This window comes from Nocardia yamanashiensis (genome assembly GCF_021183565.1).
In the GTDB taxonomy this organism is placed as follows: Bacteria; Actinomycetota; Actinomycetes; order Mycobacteriales; family Mycobacteriaceae; genus Nocardia; species Nocardia yamanashiensis.
In genome coordinates, this window is record NZ_CP089226.1 from 5,501,764 (window position 1) to 5,517,929 (window position 16,166).

The window sequence follows — 16,166 nt, forward strand, 5'->3', positions numbered from 1 at the left end:
GGTGGGCGCTCCGGCGGCGGCATCCGGCGATCGTGTCGGTGCCCGGGTGCAGACTGGGGAACATGGATCGGTTCTCCCCCGCCACCCGGGCCTGGTTCGAGGGTGCGTTCCCCGCGCCGACGGCCGCGCAGCTGGGGGCCTGGGAATCGATCGCGGCGGAGCAGCACACCCTGGTCGTCGCGCCGACCGGATCGGGCAAGACGCTGTCGGCGTTCCTGTGGGCGATCGACCGGCTGGCGACGCGGGAGGCGGTCGAGGGGCCGCGCAAGACGTCGGTGCTCTACATCTCGCCGCTGAAGGCGCTCGCCGTGGACGTGGAGCGGAATCTGCGCGCGCCCCTGGTCGGCGTGACGCAGACCGCCAAGCGGCTGGGCGTGGACGCGCCCGAGATCCGGGTCGGGGTGCGGTCGGGGGACACCAGCGCGGCGGATCGGCGCGGGATGCAGCGGACGCCGCCGGACATTCTCATCACCACGCCGGAATCGCTGTTCCTGATGCTCACCTCGGCGGCGCGCGAGACCCTCGACGCGGTGCAGACCGTGATCGTGGACGAGGTGCATGCCATCGCGGGCTCGAAACGCGGTGCGCATCTGGCGCTTTCACTGGCCCGATTGGACGTGTTGCGGGCCGCGGCGGGGTTCGAGCGGCCCGCCCAGCGCATCGGGCTGTCGGCGACGGTGCGGCCGCCCGAGGAGGTGGGGCGGTTCCTGGTCGGGAGCGCGCCCATCACCATCGTGTCGCCGCCCGCGCCCAAGACGTTCGACTTGTCGGTGCGGGTGCCCGTCGCCGATATGACCGAACCCGATGCGGGCGCGGAGGATTCGGACCAGCCCGGGTCGATCTGGCCGCACGTGGACGAGGCCATCGTGGATCTGGTGCTCGAGCATCGGTCCTCGATCGTGTTCGCCAATTCGCGGCGGCTGGCCGAACGGTTGACGGCGCGGTTGAACGAGGCGTACTCGGCCCGTATCGGCGAGGCGGTGGACACCGAGCACGCGCCGCCGGCACAGCTGGGCGCGTCCACCGAGGTGATCCACGGGGCGACAACGCTGTTGGCGCGCGCCCACCACGGGTCGGTGAGCAAGGAGCAGCGCGCGCTCATCGAGGACGATCTCAAGAGCGGACGGCTGCGCTGCGTGGTCGCCACCTCCAGCCTCGAACTCGGCATCGATATGGGCGCAGTCGAACTGGTCGTGCAGGTCGAGGCCCCGCCCTCGGTGGCCAGCGGCCTGCAGCGGGTGGGCCGCGCCGGGCACCAGGTCGGCGAGATCTCGCGCGGCGTCATCTTCCCCAAGCACCGCACCGACGTCATCCACTGCGCGGTGGCCTCGCAGCGCATGACCACCGGCCAGATCGAGGAACTCCAGGTCCCCGCCCACCCCCTCGACATCCTCGCCCAGCAGACCGTGGCCGCCTGCGCCCTCGAACCCTTGGACGCCGACGCCTGGTTCGAAACCGTCCGCGCCACCGGCAGTTACGCCGCTCTCCCCCGCTCCGCCTACGAATCCGTTCTCGACCTGCTCGCCGGCCGCTACCCCTCCGACGAGTTCGCCGAACTGCGCCCACGCATCGTCTGGGACCGCGACGCCGGCACCCTCACCGGCCGCCCCGGCGCGCAACGCCTGGCCGTCACCTCCGGCGGCGCCATCCCCGACCGCGGCCTGTTCCCCGTCTTCATGGTCGGCGAAAAAGCCTCCCGGGTAGGCGAACTCGACGAGGAAATGGTCTACGAATCCCGCGTCGGCGATGTCTTCGCCCTCGGCGCGACCAGCTGGCGCATCGAAGAAATCACCTTCGACCGAGTCCTGGTCACCCCCGCCTTCGGCCTCCCCGGCCGCCTCCCCTTCTGGCACGGCGATTCCCTCGGCCGCCCCGCCGAACTGGGCGCGGCCCTGGGCGAATTCGTCCGCGTCGCCGGGCAAGCGGTGGAACAGCACCGCGACCTCCGCGAGCTCGGCACCCGTACCGCCGCTCGCACCGGAACGGACCGCGCCCCGGTCGAGTTGGCCACCGCGCTGGCCGAATTCGCGGATCAGGATCTCGACCCCATCGCTTCGGACGCGACCGGATCCGGTGGCACAGGCACCGGAAAAGGCAGCCCGGCCGGCCGAACGCGGGGCGGCGGCAAGTCCGCACCCGCGCCGGGCTCCCGCGACGCCGCCGTGCACGGCGCGCAAGCGGATGCCGGTACCGCCGACGGTGTGGAGGGCGTGCGCGATTCCGACGGCCTGGCGGAATCGATGTCGGCGCGGACTGCGAGGCCGGGTGGCGGGAACGGAGGAACCGCCGGCGGGAAGGGCAAGGAGCGCGGTAAGAAATCCGGTGCGGCGCAGCAGGTTCCGGAGACGGAGCTGGAGCGGGTGGTGCGGGCCGCGGGGCTGGATGCGAATGCCACCGGGAATCTGGTGTCCTTGCTGGCCGAGCAGCGGGAGGCCACGGGGCAGTTGCCGACGGATCGGACGCTCGTGGTGGAGCGGTTCCGGGATGAGCTCGGGGACTGGCGGGTGGTGCTGCATTCGCCGTACGGGCTGCCGGTGCATGCACCGTGGGCGTTGGCGGTGGGGGCGCGGCTGCGGGAGCGGTTCGGGGTGGATGCGGCGCCTACGCCTTCCGATGACGGGATCGTGGTGCGGTTGCCGGATACGACGGACGATCCGCCGGGGGCGGAGCTGTTCGTATTCGAGACCGAGGAGATCGACGATCTGGTGACCGAGCAGGTCGGTGGGTCGGCGCTGTTCGCTTCGCGGTTCCGGGAGTGCGCGGCGCGGGCGTTGCTGCTGCCGCGGCGGGATCCGGGGAAGCGAGCGCCGCTGTGGCAGCAGCGGCAGCGGGCGGCCCAATTGCTGGATGTGGCACGGAAGTTCCCGGATTTCCCGATCCTGCTGGAGACGGTGCGGGAATGCCTGCAGGACGTGTACGACCTGCCGTCGCTGCGGGATCTGCTGGGGCGGGTGGCGCGGCGGCAGGTGCGCCTGGTGGAGGTGGAGACCGCCACGCCGTCGCCGTTCGCGAACTCGCTGCTGTTCGACTACATCGGGCAGTTCATGTACGAAGGCGACAGCCCGCTGGCCGAACGGCGCGCTGCCGCACTGTCTCTGGATTCGAGCCTGCTGGCCGAGCTGCTGGGCAGGGTCGAGCTCCGGGAACTGCTCGATGCGGCGGTACTGGAGCAGACCGAGCGGGAATTGCAGCGGCTCACGCCGGAACGGCAGGCCCGCGATATGGAAGGACTGGCGGATCTGCTGCGGCTACTCGGGCCGGTGACGGCCGCCGAGGCCGCCGAGCGCAGTACCGAAGATCCCCGGGAGTGGTTCGCCGAGTTGGTGAAACGGCATCGCGCACTGGAGGTTTCGTTCGCCGGTTCCCGGTGGTGGGTGGCGATCGAGGACGCCTCACGCCTGCGCGACGCCCTCGGCGTCCCACTCCCCATCGGCGTCCCCGCGGCCTTCATCGAACCGGTCGCCGACCCGCTCGGTGATCTCGTCGCCCGCTACGCCCGCACCCACGGCCCCTTCACCCTGACCGCGGTCGCCCACCGCTTCGGCCTCGGCTCGGCGGTAGCCGCCACCGCCCTGCACCGTCTCGCCCTCGAAAAGCGCGTCGTGGAAGGCGAATTCACCCCCGGCTCCGCCGGCACCGAATGGTGCGACTCGGAAGTCCTGCGCCGCCTGCGCCGCCGTTCCCTGGCCGCCGCCCGCAAGGAAGTAGAACCGGTCGCCACCGCCGCATTGGGCCGCTTCCTCCCCGCCTGGCAGCACATCGGCACCAATGAGCTGCGCGGCGTGGACGGCGTCGCCGCCGTGGTGGAACAGCTCGCGGGCGTGCCCATTCCGGCCTCCGCCTGGGAATCGCTCATCCTCCCGCTCCGCGTCCGCGACTACACCCCCGCCATGCTCGACGAACTCCTGTCCACCGGCGAGGTCATCTGGTCCGGCCACGGCTCCATCACCGCCAAGGACGGCTGGATCGCCCTCCATCCCGCCGATCAGGCGGGGCTCACCCTCCCTCCGCCCGACCCCCTGGACCTCACCGAAACCCACATCAGCCTGTTGATGGCCTTGGGCGCCACCGTGATCGGAGGCCCGTCGGCGGTCTCGGCTCGAACGGCACGCGGCAGGTCCGAACCGGCGAACCCGTCCGACCGGGTGGGACAGCGCGGCACCGCGACCACGCCCGCCTCCGGCGACACCGACGGCCTGGCGACAACGACCTCGAGCAGCCACGACTCACCCGGCACCGGTCAGGATCAGCACAACTCACCCAGTACCGTTCGGGACCAGCACAACCCACCCGGCACCGGCCCTGATGGGCATAACCCACGCGGTAACCGGACGCCGGCGCCGTTCACCGAACCCGCTACCGACGGCACGGCGCGCCATGGACGGGGTGCGAGCGGTTCCGGGCAAGGCGCGATCAGTGGTGAGCCCGGCTCCGCTTCGGACGCGAGCACCACACACTACGAGGTGGTTTCACCCGTGGGCGGCGGTGCGTACTTTTTCCGGCAGCTCGCCGACGCCGTGGGCGTCGAGGACGAGGCGGCGGTGGTCACCTCGCTGTGGGAGCTGGTGTGGGCCGGATATGTCGCGGGTGACACCTTCGCGCCGGTGCGGGCTCTGCTCGCCGGAACCACGCGGACGACCACAGCGCATCGCACACCGCGCCGGGCGCCGCGCGGGCGAATGTATCTGCCACGCACCAGCACTCCGGTGCGTACGAGTCCGCCACAGGCCGCCGGACGCTGGTCCCTGCTGCCCGATCGGGTCGCGGATCCCACGATTCGCGCCCACGCGACGGCCGACGTGCTACTGGAGCGGTACGGGGTACTGACGCGGGGGTCGGTGCAGAGCGAGGGCGTGCCGGGCGGGTTCGCGCTCATGTATCGGGTGCTCACGGAGTTCGAGGACCGGGGCCGATGCCGGCGAGGCTATTTCGTGGATTCGCTGGGCGGCGCACAGTTCTCGACCACGGACGTGGTGGATCGGTTGCGCTCGTTCGACACCGACAAGGCGACCGGCCCGGTGGACGACCCGTTCGGCGGAGCCGCCGATGGGTGGCAACCGAGGGCGACCACCAGCCGCTCCGGGAGCCGGGACGGCGGGCGGGCGATCGCGCTGGCGGCCTGCGATCCGGCGAATCCGTATGGCGCGGCGCTACCTTGGCCGAAGGCGGCCGCGGAAGGCGCCGGACATCGCCCAGGACGCAAGGCCGGCGCGGTAGTCGTGCTGGTGGCCGGTGAACTCGTGCTGTACCTGGAACGCGGCGGCAAGACCCTACTCACCTTCACCGAAGATTCGAACACCCGGACGGACGCGGCGGCGGCTCTGGCCGGCTTGGTCCATGACCGCCGCGTCGATTCCTTGGTCATCGACCGCGTGAACGGCGAGTCCGTACACGGCAACACCTTCGCCGAATTCCTCACCGGAGCCGGCTTCGCCGCCACCCCCAAGGGTTTCCGCCTCCGGAGCAAACCGTGACGACACCGTCCAGTCATGCCTGAGGGCGACACCGTCTACCTGGCCGCGGCGCGGCTGCGACGCGCGCTGGCCGGGAAGACGCTGACGCGCAGTGACTTCCGGGTGCCGAAGTACGCGACGTTGGATCTGCGGGGGCAGGTTGTGGAGAGCGTGGGCAGCTATGGGAAGCACCTTTTCGTGCGGACGCCGGAGTTGAGCATTCACACCCATTTGAAGATGGAGGGGGTGTGGCGGGTGTACGAGCCGGGGCAGCGGTGGACCAAGCCCGGGTTCACGGCGCGGCTTGTCTTGGGCACGGATGACGCTGAGGCAGTGGGGTTTTCGCTGGGGCTGGTGGAGGTTTTGCGGCGCGAAGACGAGCATCTGGCGATCGATCATCTCGGGCCGGATCTGCTCGGGCCGGACTGGGATGCCGGGGAGGCGGTGCGGCGGTTGGCGACGCGACCGGAGCGGCCGATCGGGTTGGCGTTGCTCGATCAGCGGAATCTGGCGGGGATCGGCAATATCTATCGGAGCGAGGTTTGTTTTCTGCGGCGAGTGCATCCGGCTACGCCGGTCGGCGAGATCGAGGATCTGGCGGGACTGGTCGACGAGGCGCATCGGGTGCTCGGGGAGGCCGCGCGCAAACCGCCTCGGCGGGTGCTGGTTTACGGGCGGCAGCGCAGGCCGTGCCCGCGGTGCGGGACCAATCTGGTGGTGCGGCTGCTCGGGGACGACGGGGACGGGACGCGGGCCGATCGCGGGATCTATTTCTGCCCGAGGTGCCAGGTTCGGCCCACAGTGAACGGTGTCGCGGAACCGGGCGGACCGGCCTAGCCTCGCTGTTTATGAAAATCGGAATCCTCGGCACCGGCAATGTCGGCCGCACCATCGCGGCCCGGCTGGTCGAACTCGGCCACGACGTGGTCATCGGCACGCGGGACGTCGCGGCCACCGCGGCCAAGGCGGAGGAGCCGTTCCCTGCGACGCTGGTCACCGCCCCGGAAGCCGCCGCGCACGGCGAGCTGGTGATCAATGCGACCGCGGGGCAGGCGAGCGTGGCCGCGCTGCAGGGCGCCGGCGCGGAGAACCTGGCGGGCAAGGTCCTCGTCGACATCTCGAATCCGCTGGACTTCTCCCACGGTTTCCCGCCCAGGCTGTCGGTCTGCAATACCGATTCCATCGGTGAGCAGATCCAGCGCGAGTTCCCGGCGGCCCGCGTGGTCAAGACCCTGAACACGGTCACCGCCGACGTCATGGTGTACCCGGGCAAGCTGGCCGACGGCGATCACACCGTCTTCGTCTCCGGTGACGAGGCCGAGGCGAAGGCGATCGTCTCGGCGCTGCTGCGCGAATTCGGCTGGCGCGACATCGTCGACGTCGGCGACATCACCACCGCGCGCGGCACCGAAATGCTGCTGCCGCAATGGGTTCGGTTGATGGGCGCACTCGGCGGCACCGCACAGTTCAACTACAAGCTCGTCCGCTGACGAGAAGCGCCCCGCATCCGAGGACGCGGGGCGCTTTCCAGCCGAATCTCAGTCCGGATTGCTCGTCACCGGATCCAATACTTCGCGCCGCGCTTCCGGCGCTTCCAGCCGCAATGCCTCGGCCGAGGCGTCATCGGCCTGGGTCTGGGATTCGATCTCGGCCTTGACCCGCGCCGTGTACACCGACACCTCGCGCGCGATATCGGCATCGGACCAGCCGAGCACCGGCGCCACCAGCCGCGCCACCTCCTCCGCGGATTCCACACCGCGATGGGCGTATTCGATGGAGATGCGGGTGCGCCGGGCCAGAATGTCGTCCAGATGCAGCGCGCCTTCGGCCGCCACCGCGTACACGGCCTCCACGCGCAGATAGCCCGGCGATCCCGTGATCGGTTCCAGCAGTTCGGGTTTGCCCTCGGCGAGACCGATCACCTCGTCGATCAGCGAACCGTACCGATTCAGCAACTGCTGCACGCGGTACGGATGAATGCCGTACTTCTCGGCCAGGTGCGGCGTCTGGTTCATCAGCGCGTAGTACCCGTTCGCCCCCAGCAGCGGCACCTTTTCCGTGACGCTGGGCGAGACCCGGCGCGGAATGTCCTGCGCCGCTTCGTCCACCGCGTCGTAGGCCATCACCCGATAGGTCGTGTACTTGCCGCCCGCGATGGCCACCAGCCCGGGCGCGATACGCGCGACGGCATGCTCGCGCGACAGCTTGGAGGTCTGATCGCTCTCCCCCGCCAGCAACGGCCGCAGCCCCGCGTACACGCCGCTGATATCGGCATGCGTGATCGGCGTGACCAGCACCTTGTTCACATGCTCGAGCAGGTAGTCGATATCGGATTTGGTGGCCGCCGGATGCGCCAGGTCGAGGTTCCAGTCGGTGTCGGTGGTGCCGATGATCCAGTGATCGCTGCTCCACGCGATGACGAAGAGCACGCTCTTCTCGGTGCGCAGAATGATCGAGGTATCGCTGGCGATGCGATCGCGCGGCACCACGATATGCACGCCCTTGGACGCTCGCACATGGAATCGCCCGCGCTGATTCGCCAGACCCTGGAGCTCGTCGGTCCAGACGCCGGTGGCATTGATGACCACGCTGCCGCGCACCTCGGTGGTGCGGCCGTCCTCGCTGTCGCGCACCTTCACCCCGACCACCCGATCGGCCTCGCGCAGGAAGCCGACCACCTGGGTCGAAGTGCGAATCGCCGCACCGTACTTGGCGGCGGTACGCGCCACCGTCATGGTGTGGCGGGCGTCGTCGACCACGGTGTCGTAGTAGGTGACGCCGCCGGTGAGCGCGTCGCGTTTCAGCCCGGGCGCCAGCCGCAGCGCCCCGGAGCGGGTCAGATGATGCTGTCCCGGAACCGATTTCGCGCCGCCCATGCGGTCGTAGAGCACCAGCCCGGCCGAGACGTAGGGCCGCTCCCAGCCCATATGGGTGAGCGGGTACAGGAACCGCAATGGTTTGACCAGGTGCGGGGCCAGCGTGGACAGCGCCAGCTCGCGCTCCTTGAGGGCCTCGCGGACCAGCCCGAATTCCATCATCTCCAGGTAGCGCAGGCCGCCGTGGAACATTTTCGAGGAGCGGCTGGAGGTGCCGGACGCCAGGTCGCGGGCCTCCACCAGGGCGACCTCCAGCCCGCGGGTGGCGGCGTCCAGGGCGATGCCCGCGCCGACCACGCCGCCGCCGATCACCACGACGTCGAAGGTGTCCTTACCGAACCGTTCCCAGGCGGCTTCACGCTGCTCGGGGCCGAGGAATAGCGACTGCGGTTTGTTCGTCATGCTCGACTCCTCCAGAGAGTGCGCGCTGGCTATCCGCTAGCAACCGTAGCCCACCCTAGCGTCCCCCGGTGCGACCCGCGATGCCGCGGTGTCATGGCCCCGGACCGGGACCCCGGTGCGCTAGCCTGCCGGAATGCGTCGCTATGTTGCCGCCATCGATCAGGGCACGACCTCGAGCCGGTGCATCGTCTTCGACCAGAACGGGAGGGTGGTCGGTGTCGCGCAACGCGAGCACGAGCAGCTCTTCCCGCAGCCCGGCTGGGTCGAGCACGATGCCGAAACCATCTGGCGCAATACCGAATCCGTGATCGCGGAGGCGCTGACGAACTGCGGGATCGGCGCGGCGGATATCGCGGCGGCCGGCGTCACCAATCAGCGGGAAACCACCGTGGTGTGGGAGCGATCGACCGGCAAACCCATCTACAACGCGATCGTCTGGCAGGACACCCGCACCGCGCAGCTCACCGAGGAGCTGGGCGGCAGCGAGGGACCGACCCGGTACGCCGATCGCACCGGCCTGCCGCTGTCCACCTACTTCGCCGGGCCCAAACTGCGCTGGATCCTGGATCAGGTGCCGGGTGCGCACGCCCGCGCCGAGGCCGGGGAGCTATGCTTCGGCACCATCGACAGCTGGATTCTGTGGAATCTGACGGGGCAGCACATCACCGACGTGACCAATGCCTCGCGCACCATGCTGATGGATCTCCGCACGCTGCAATGGGATCCGCAGATCTGCGCCGATTTCGGGGTGCCGCCGGTCATGCTGCCGGAGATCCGCAGTTCCTCCGAGGTGTACGGCGAGATCACCACCACCGCGCTGGCCGGAGTGCCGGTCGCGGGCATTCTCGGCGATCAGCAGGCCGCCACCTTCGGCCAGGCCTGCCTGTCGCCCGGCGACACCAAGAACACCTACGGCACCGGCAACTTCATGCTCATGAACACCGGCGCCACACCGGTTTTCAGCGAGCACGGCCTGCTCACCACGGTCTGCTATCGCCTCGGCGACGAACCGGCCGTCTACGCCCTGGAAGGCTCCATCGCCGTCACCGGCTCCCTGGTCCAGTGGCTCCGCGACAACCTCGGCATGATCGCCACCGCCGACGAGATCGAACCCCTGGCCCGCACCGTCACCGACAACGGCGGCTGCTACATCGTCCCCGCCTTCTCCGGCCTCTTCGCGCCCCGCTGGCGGCCCGATGCCCGCGGCGTCTTCGCGGGCCTCACCCGTTTCGTCAACAAGGGCCATATCGCCCGAGCCGTCTTGGAAGCCACCGCATTCCAGACCCGCGAGGTGATCGACGCCATGCGCGCTGACGCCGCCGCCCAGCGCCTCGACGTCGAGCAGGTGACCCTGAAGGTCGACGGCGGCATGGTCGTCAACGAACTGCTGATGCAATTCCAATCCGACATCCTCGACGCCCCGGTGATCCGCCCCGTCGTCATCGAAACCACGGCCCTCGGCGCCGCCTACGCGGCCGGCCTCGCCGTCGGCTACTGGGCCTCCACCGACGACATCCGCGCCAACTGGGCCGAGGACAAACGCTGGACCCCCACCATGACCGCCACCGACCGCGACCATCTCATGCACGAGTGGAACAAGGCGGTCGAGCGCACCTACAACTGGGTCTGAGTGCCGCTGCCCCGCAACAGCACTCACCGAACTAAGTGAGATTCCGGCCGGAAGCATGCCGGAATGACAGGCGGGTGCTTCACCGCGGCCGCGTTCCCCGGTCAGGATTCGGCGTGGGCCTTCGCCAGGCGATCCACGGCGGTTTCCAGGGCGGTGGTGTCGGAGGTGGTGAAGCACAGGCGCATGGAGTGGGTGTAGTCGGTGGAGACGGCGAAGGCGTTGCCGGGGACGTAGGCGACGCCGGCTTCGAGAGCCCGGGGTAGCAGCGCCTGGGTGTCGGTGCCGTCGGTGAAGTCGACCCACACGAACATGCCGCCGGCGGCGTCGGTGCTGACGACACGATCGCCGAAGCGGGTGCGGACGGCGTCGACCAGAGCGCGAGCGCGGGCGCCGTAGACGGTCCGGATCGAATCCACGTGGGCCGTGAGCCAATCGGTGTCGGCGAGGAGGTCGGCGGCGATCTGCTGGGTGAAGGCGGAGCCGCACAGGTCGGCGCCTTGCTTGAGCAGCTCCACCGCCCGGCACACGCGGGTGGGAGCCACCATCCAGCCGGCGCGGAGGGTGGGGGCCAGGATCTTCGAGGTGCTGGAGAGGCGGATCACGTTGGGCGAGTAGGTGGCGACGGGAGCCGGGGACGGCTGGTCGAACCAGAGTTCGCCGTACGGGTCGTCCTCGATCACCCAGAAGCCGTAGGCGTCGGCGAGGGCGCCGAGTTCCGCGCGGCGCTGCGGGCTCATGGTGACGCCGCCGGGATTGTGGAAGTTGCTGACCGTGTGGACGACGGCGGGACGCTCACCGGCGGCGAGCAGCTCGCGCAACGCGTCCAGCCGCATGCCCTCGGAATCCAGTGGGACGGCGACGATTCGGGCGCCGGCGGCGTGGAACACCTGCAGCGCACCGACATACGCCGGATCCTCCACCACGACCAGCGCGCCCGGATCGAGCAGCACCTCCGCCAGCAGCGAGAGCGCCTGCTGCGAACCGTGCGTGACGAACACCTCGTCGACGGCGACGGTCCGGCCCATGCGGGTCGACTCTCGCGCCGCCAGTACCTCGCGCAACGGCCCCCACCCCGGCGACTCCGTGTACTGCAGCCGCGACCGGTCCGCCAGCGCGGCGTCGGCGGCCACCGCGATGCGGTCGCGCGGCATGAGTTCGGCGTCCGGCAGACCGCCGGCCAGGCTGATGATGTCGGCGCGCGCGGTCAGCTTGAGCAGATCGCGAATGGCCGAGCTGCGCATGCCGTCGAGCCGCTTGGCCAGCGGCGGAGTGGGCTGCGACATGGAACACCTCCGAGGTAAACCGGGGTACGCGAAATTCCACTGTGTCACAATGCGACCAGAATATGAAATCGCATTCCCATATCCTGAGACTCAGAGAAGTGGCGCCGAACCGCCGGTCCCGACCCGATGGCGGTCAGGACCGGCAGCTCCGGGTGCTCAGGACTGGCGTTCGTCGATGGTCGAGATCAGATGCTTGCCGTCCCGGTTGACGGTGACGATGCGCTGCCGGTAGACGGCGGTGGTGCCGTCGGGCGAATGAACCGTCAGATCGGCGTCGTAGGTCTCCGGACCGACCTCGACAATCCGCACGCAGTAGCTCGTACCGGGCGGCGTCTTGTCGATGCCCTCGCTCTGAATGACCGGGGCCTCGGACACGGCCTTCGTCTCGGGATCGACGAAGGAGCGCGCCTTCACCCCGCTCCGGTCGACATAGAAGCCGTGCTGGAAGCCGAGGATGGCCTGCGCGCCGGAATCGGTGCCGCCCGCGCCATTGCCGATGGTCAGCGCGCCGTCCCGCTTGGCCGGGCAGCTCAGCTGGGCCACCGTGGTGGACACGCCGGGCTTGCCGGCGGTGGTCGCGCCCGCGAGCGGCGATTCGTCGGAGTCGCCGCCGCTGGTGACGGCGACGATGACCACGGCGACCAGCGCCACCGCGGCGATCGCGGAACCGGCGATCAAGGCGATCCGTCCCCACGGCTTGCCCGGCGGTTTGACCGGCGCGGCAGCGGGTTTCGGCGCGAGGCGCTTGGCGATGGGGTCGTCTGCCCACGACAGCGATTCGCCCTCCGCGGCTTCCACCGGCGGCGCGGGCGGGAAACCGGAAGGCGTGGAGCGCCACCAGGATCCGGTGGTGGTGGCCGCCGACTCGTCCCAGCCGCCGGGCGAATTCGCTTCGCCCGCACCGGATTCGGCCGGGTTCTCCCCCGCCATCGGCGCGTATCCCCCCACCGCGTCCTGCGGAGTCCAGGAATCCGGCGCGCGATACTGCGCCGGCGGCGGCTGCACCTGCGGCGTATCCGCGGGCTGCCAGGCCAGGTTCGGGTTCGCCGCGCCGGAATCCGCGGGCTGCCAGCCGAATTCCGGATTCGCCCCGGCCGCGGATTCCGCGGGTTCCGCCGGCCGCCACGCCAGCCCGGAGCTGCCCGGCGTATTCCCGCCCGGATCCGCCGGCCGCCAAGCCAATTCGGGACTGGCCGCCCCCGGCGCGGGCGTCCACCCGGGCGCACCGGCGTCCGGCGCGGGCCCGAAGCCGCCGGTTCCGAGTTCGTTCATGGACGGCCCGAAGTCGTTGAGCGACGGACCGAATTCCGAAAGGGGCGGCCCGAACTCGGAGTCCGACTGCCCGTTCGCACCGGTCCCCTCGGCGGCGGTTCCCGGCTGCCCAGCGGGCTGTCCGGCATCGGCTCCGGGCGTGACCGCCGGGCCGGACCGATCCGCGGACTCGTCCTTGCCGGAATCCATCACCCGTCCTTTCGAGACACACGGGTGGGGCGGTCGCTCGACGACCGCCCCACCCGACGACTGTGTACTGCCAGCACGCTTAGTACTGGACGGTACCGCCTACCTGACCGGTCACACCGCCGACGTCGATCGAGTTGGAGGCCAGTTCACCTGCCGGGAGCTTACCAACCTGGGCCGCGGCCTCCAGGATGGTGGCGCCGCCGGGCATCAGGCGGATCCAGTTCTCCGCGTCCGCCTTGACCGCGTTGGCGACCGTGGTGTCGAGCAGGAACTCGATCTTCTGGTCCGCGCCCGCGCCGTTGCCGGAGTAGGCGGTCACCTTGATCTGGTTGCGCACCGTGTAGTCCAGCGCCACACCGGCTTCGCCGATACCGCCCGGCGTGGTGTAGCCGATGGTGCCGACGTAACCGTCGAGGTTGCTGAAGTGGTGGGTGTTGGCCGCGAACCCGGCCAGGATGGCGCCACCGTCGAGGTTGGCGCCGACCTCGGTGTGCGGGCCGCTCATCTCGACGACCGGCGCGGCGGGCGCGGCCTCGACGGCGGGCGCGGTCCAGCGCGGCTTCTCCACGGCCGGCTGCTCGCCGGTGAGGGTCTCGGTCGGCTTCTCCTCGGCCTGCGCGCCCTGATTCGCCTGCTGGCCACCCTGATTCGCCTGCGCGCCGCCCTGACCCTGGGTACCCGGCTGGGTCTGCGTGCCCGCCTGGCTGGCCTGGCCCTGCTCACCGTTGGTGCCCGGCTGCACCTGCACCGGCACCACCTGCGCGCCCTGCTGGCCCGGCACGGGCAGCGGCGCGACGCGCGGCGTGGACACGCCCGGCTGGGTCTTGCTCTTGGGGTCGTTGCCGGCCGGCTGGGTGTCGGTCTTGGGCTGCTGCGCGCCCTGTCCCGCACCGGTGTTCGGGTTGGTCACGCCCGGCTGGCTCGGCTGTACCTGAGTTCCGTTGCCCTGTGCGCCGTTCCCCTGCGTTCCACCACCCTGGGTGCCGCCCTGCGCGCCGTTCCCCTGGGTTCCGGGCTGCGCGCCGTTCCCCTGGGTTCCGCCGCCCTGGGTGCCGCCCTGGGCCCCGTTGCCGGGAATGACTTCGGTCTTGGTCTCCGGCGCCTGGCTCTCCTCGGTGGCCGCCGGCTGTTCGGCGGCGCCCGGCTGCTGCGGGGCCGACGGTGCCACGCTGGGCCCGCCGGGCGCGGCATTGGCCGGCGCACTCAGCAGGGTCACCACGGCGGCCGCGGCGGCCAAGGGTAGGGAGGTACTCGCCTTGATCCGATTCGGCTTGCGGTGCTTCACGTTTCGCTCTATTCCTTCGTCCTCATCGGCACGATCGAGCACGCGAGCTTCCGCGAGTGCGTAGCGGCTGTCGCCGGAAAGGGTTGACCCCCCGACACTCTCGCGACCGCCCTGCCGATCGCTGTCCCGCCGCGAAGTGAATCACACAAGGTGCATACCGGCAACCCGCCGGTATGCCCAGCACCGGAAATCAACTCTCAGTCCAGGTCGTCGTGCCGCATGAGCTGCCGCGCCGCCTCGGTCACCGAGCCGGTCAGCGACGGATACACCGAGAAGGTCTGCGCCAGATCGTTCACGGTCAGATTGTTCTGCACCGCAAGGGCGATCGGCAGGATGAGCTCGGATGCGATGGGCGCCACCACGACTCCGCCGATGACCACGCCGGTGGCGGGCCGGCAGAAGATCTTCACGAAACCGCGCCGCAGGCCCAGCATCTTGGCCCGCGGATTGGTGTTCAGCGGCAGCATCACCGTGCGCGCCGGCACCTCGCCGTCGTCGATGGCGGTCTGGCTCACGCCCACGGTCGCGATCTCCGGCCGCGTGAACACCGCGGAGGCAACGGTTTTCAGGCGGATGGGCTGCACGCCCTCGCCCAGCGCGTGGTACATGGCGATGCGGCCCTGCATGGCGGCCACCGAGGCCAGCGGCAGCAGGCCGGTGCAGTCACCGGCGGCGTACACGCCGGGCGCGGTGGTCCGCGAGACCCGGTCCACGCGCAGGTACCCGCCCTTGTCGAGTTCGATGCCGACGCGTTCCAGCCCGAGCTTGCCGGTGTTGGGGATCGAGCCGACGGTCATGAGCGCGTGGCTGCCGGTGATATTGCGCCCGTCCGACAGCTTCACCACGATGCCGTCCGCGGTGCGCTCCACGGCATCGGCGCGGGCGTGCTTGACCAGTTCCACGCCGCGCTCGGCGAGCGCGTCCTCGAGCACGAGCGCGGCGTCGGCGTCCTCGCCGGGCAGCACGCGGTCGCGGCTGGAGACCAGCTTCACCTTCACGCCCATCTCGGTGTAGGCGGAGACGAATTCGGCGCCGGTGACGCCGGAACCGACCACGACGAGGGTTTCCGGGAGCTCCCGGAGGTCGTAGAGCTGCCGCCAGTTCAGGATGCGCTCGCCGTCCGGTTCCGCGCCCGGCAGCACGCGCGGGCTGGCGCCGGTCGCGATCAGCACCACTTCGGCCTCGATGATCTGCTGGCCTTCGGGACAGGTGGCCTTCACCAGGTGGGTGGCCAGGCCCGGCGCTTGGTCGATGATCTCGCCGTAGCCGGCGATGACGTTCACGCCGGCGGTCTGCAGCTTGGCCTTGATGTCGGAGGACTGGGCCTGCGCGAGCGCCTTGACGCGGGAGTTGACCTCGGCGAGCCGCACCTGCGCCTGCGAGGGATGCACGGTGATGCCCAGGTCACGGGCTCGGCGCAGATCGGTGCGCACGCCCGTGGAGGCGATGAAGGTCTTCGACGGCACGCAATCCCACAGCACACACGCGCCGCCGATGCCGTCACTGTCGATCAGCGTGACCGGTGCGCCGTGCTGGGCCGCTACCAGGGCCGCCTCGTATCCGGCGGGCCCGCCACCGATGATCGCAATGCGGGTCATGTTCCCTCGCTTCTCCTCCGTGCTCCGGGGTCTCCGGCGCCACTCCTACAACGTTATCTTTCAGCGTCCGCACAGCTCCGACCGCATCGAGAGCGGACTTCGTCACAGCCCTGCACGGCGTGTCGAGATGTGACATGCGCGTGGATTGTGCGTTTTCGCTATAGCCGGACCCGCCCTG

The 16,166-nt window shown here is 70.1% G+C and carries 9 protein-coding genes; 4 read left to right on the top strand and 5 right to left on the bottom strand.

Annotation, left to right across the window (positions count from 1 at the left end; genetic code table 11):
- Nucleotides 1-62: 62 nt before the first annotated feature.
- From LTV02_RS39755 to LTV02_RS25910, 3 genes are read left to right on the top strand one after another with little or no spacing between them, the layout of a single operon-like run.
- On the top strand, nt 63-5,474 hold the full coding sequence (locus LTV02_RS39755; protein WP_233034448.1) for an Lhr family ATP-dependent helicase: 5,412 nt from the start codon (nt 63-65) through the stop codon (nt 5,472-5,474).
- Between the two features lie 15 nt (nt 5,475-5,489).
- Nucleotides 5,490-6,290, top strand: a complete 801-nt coding sequence (locus LTV02_RS25905; protein WP_233034450.1) for a DNA-formamidopyrimidine glycosylase family protein — start codon at nt 5,490-5,492, stop codon at nt 6,288-6,290.
- An 11-nt stretch (nt 6,291-6,301) separates the two neighbouring features.
- Nucleotides 6,302-6,943 carry an NADPH-dependent F420 reductase gene (locus LTV02_RS25910; RefSeq protein WP_233034451.1) on the top strand — a complete coding sequence of 214 codons (642 nt, stop codon included), beginning with the start codon at nt 6,302-6,304 and terminating at the stop codon, nt 6,941-6,943.
- Between the two features lie 48 nt (nt 6,944-6,991).
- Here LTV02_RS25910 and glpD read toward each other — a convergent pair whose 3' ends face one another.
- Nucleotides 6,992-8,731: a glycerol-3-phosphate dehydrogenase gene (glpD, locus tag LTV02_RS25915; RefSeq protein ID WP_233034453.1), complete on the bottom strand. Its 1,740-nt coding sequence runs from the start codon at nt 8,729-8,731 to the stop codon at nt 6,992-6,994.
- 133 nt (nt 8,732-8,864) lie between these two features.
- Here glpD and glpK point away from each other — a divergent pair, with 133 nt between their 5' ends.
- The gene (gene glpK / locus LTV02_RS25920) at nt 8,865-10,361 is read left to right on the top strand and encodes a glycerol kinase GlpK (RefSeq protein ID WP_233034455.1); all 1,497 of its coding nucleotides are present in this window, start codon (nt 8,865-8,867) and stop codon (nt 10,359-10,361) included.
- Nucleotides 10,362-10,462: 101 nt separating this feature from the next.
- On the opposite strand, the gene LTV02_RS25925 is transcribed toward glpK, so the two are convergent.
- The 4 genes from LTV02_RS25925 to LTV02_RS25940 form a co-directional block, all read right to left on the bottom strand.
- Entirely contained in the window at nt 10,463-11,644 is a 1,182-nt protein-coding gene (locus LTV02_RS25925; protein ID WP_233034457.1) for an aminotransferase-like domain-containing protein, read from the bottom strand.
- Between the two features lie 156 nt (nt 11,645-11,800).
- Nucleotides 11,801-13,105, bottom strand: a complete 1,305-nt coding sequence (locus LTV02_RS25930; RefSeq protein ID WP_233034458.1) for a hypothetical protein — start codon at nt 13,103-13,105, stop codon at nt 11,801-11,803.
- A gap of 79 nt (nt 13,106-13,184) precedes the next feature.
- A complete protein-coding gene (locus LTV02_RS25935; RefSeq protein ID WP_233034459.1) occupies nt 13,185-14,390 on the bottom strand; it encodes a hypothetical protein in 1,206 nt (401 codons plus the stop codon).
- 197 nt (nt 14,391-14,587) lie between these two features.
- Nucleotides 14,588-15,988: an NAD(P)H-quinone dehydrogenase gene (locus tag LTV02_RS25940; protein ID WP_233034460.1), complete on the bottom strand. Its 1,401-nt coding sequence runs from the start codon at nt 15,986-15,988 to the stop codon at nt 14,588-14,590.
- Nucleotides 15,989-16,166 lie beyond the last annotated feature (178 nt).

What these genes read in the sequence shown, in the direction of transcription:
- LTV02_RS39755 (WP_233034448.1), top strand. Translation starts at nt 63, where the DNA reads ATGGATCGGTTCTCCCCCGCCACCCGGGCCTGGTTCGAGGGTGCGTTC.
- LTV02_RS25905 (WP_233034450.1), top strand. Translation starts at nt 5,490, where the DNA reads ATGCCTGAGGGCGACACCGTCTACCTGGCCGCGGCGCGGCTGCGACGC.
- LTV02_RS25910 (WP_233034451.1), top strand. Translation starts at nt 6,302, where the DNA reads ATGAAAATCGGAATCCTCGGCACCGGCAATGTCGGCCGCACCATCGCG.
- glpD (WP_233034453.1), bottom strand. Translation starts at nt 8,731, where the DNA reads ATGACGAACAAACCGCAGTCGCTATTCCTCGGCCCCGAGCAGCGTGAA.
- glpK (WP_233034455.1), top strand. Translation starts at nt 8,865, where the DNA reads ATGCGTCGCTATGTTGCCGCCATCGATCAGGGCACGACCTCGAGCCGG.
- LTV02_RS25925 (WP_233034457.1), bottom strand. Translation starts at nt 11,644, where the DNA reads ATGTCGCAGCCCACTCCGCCGCTGGCCAAGCGGCTCGACGGCATGCGC.
- LTV02_RS25930 (WP_233034458.1), bottom strand. Translation starts at nt 13,105, where the DNA reads ATGGATTCCGGCAAGGACGAGTCCGCGGATCGGTCCGGCCCGGCGGTC.
- LTV02_RS25940 (WP_233034460.1), bottom strand. Translation starts at nt 15,988, where the DNA reads ATGACCCGCATTGCGATCATCGGTGGCGGGCCCGCCGGATACGAGGCG.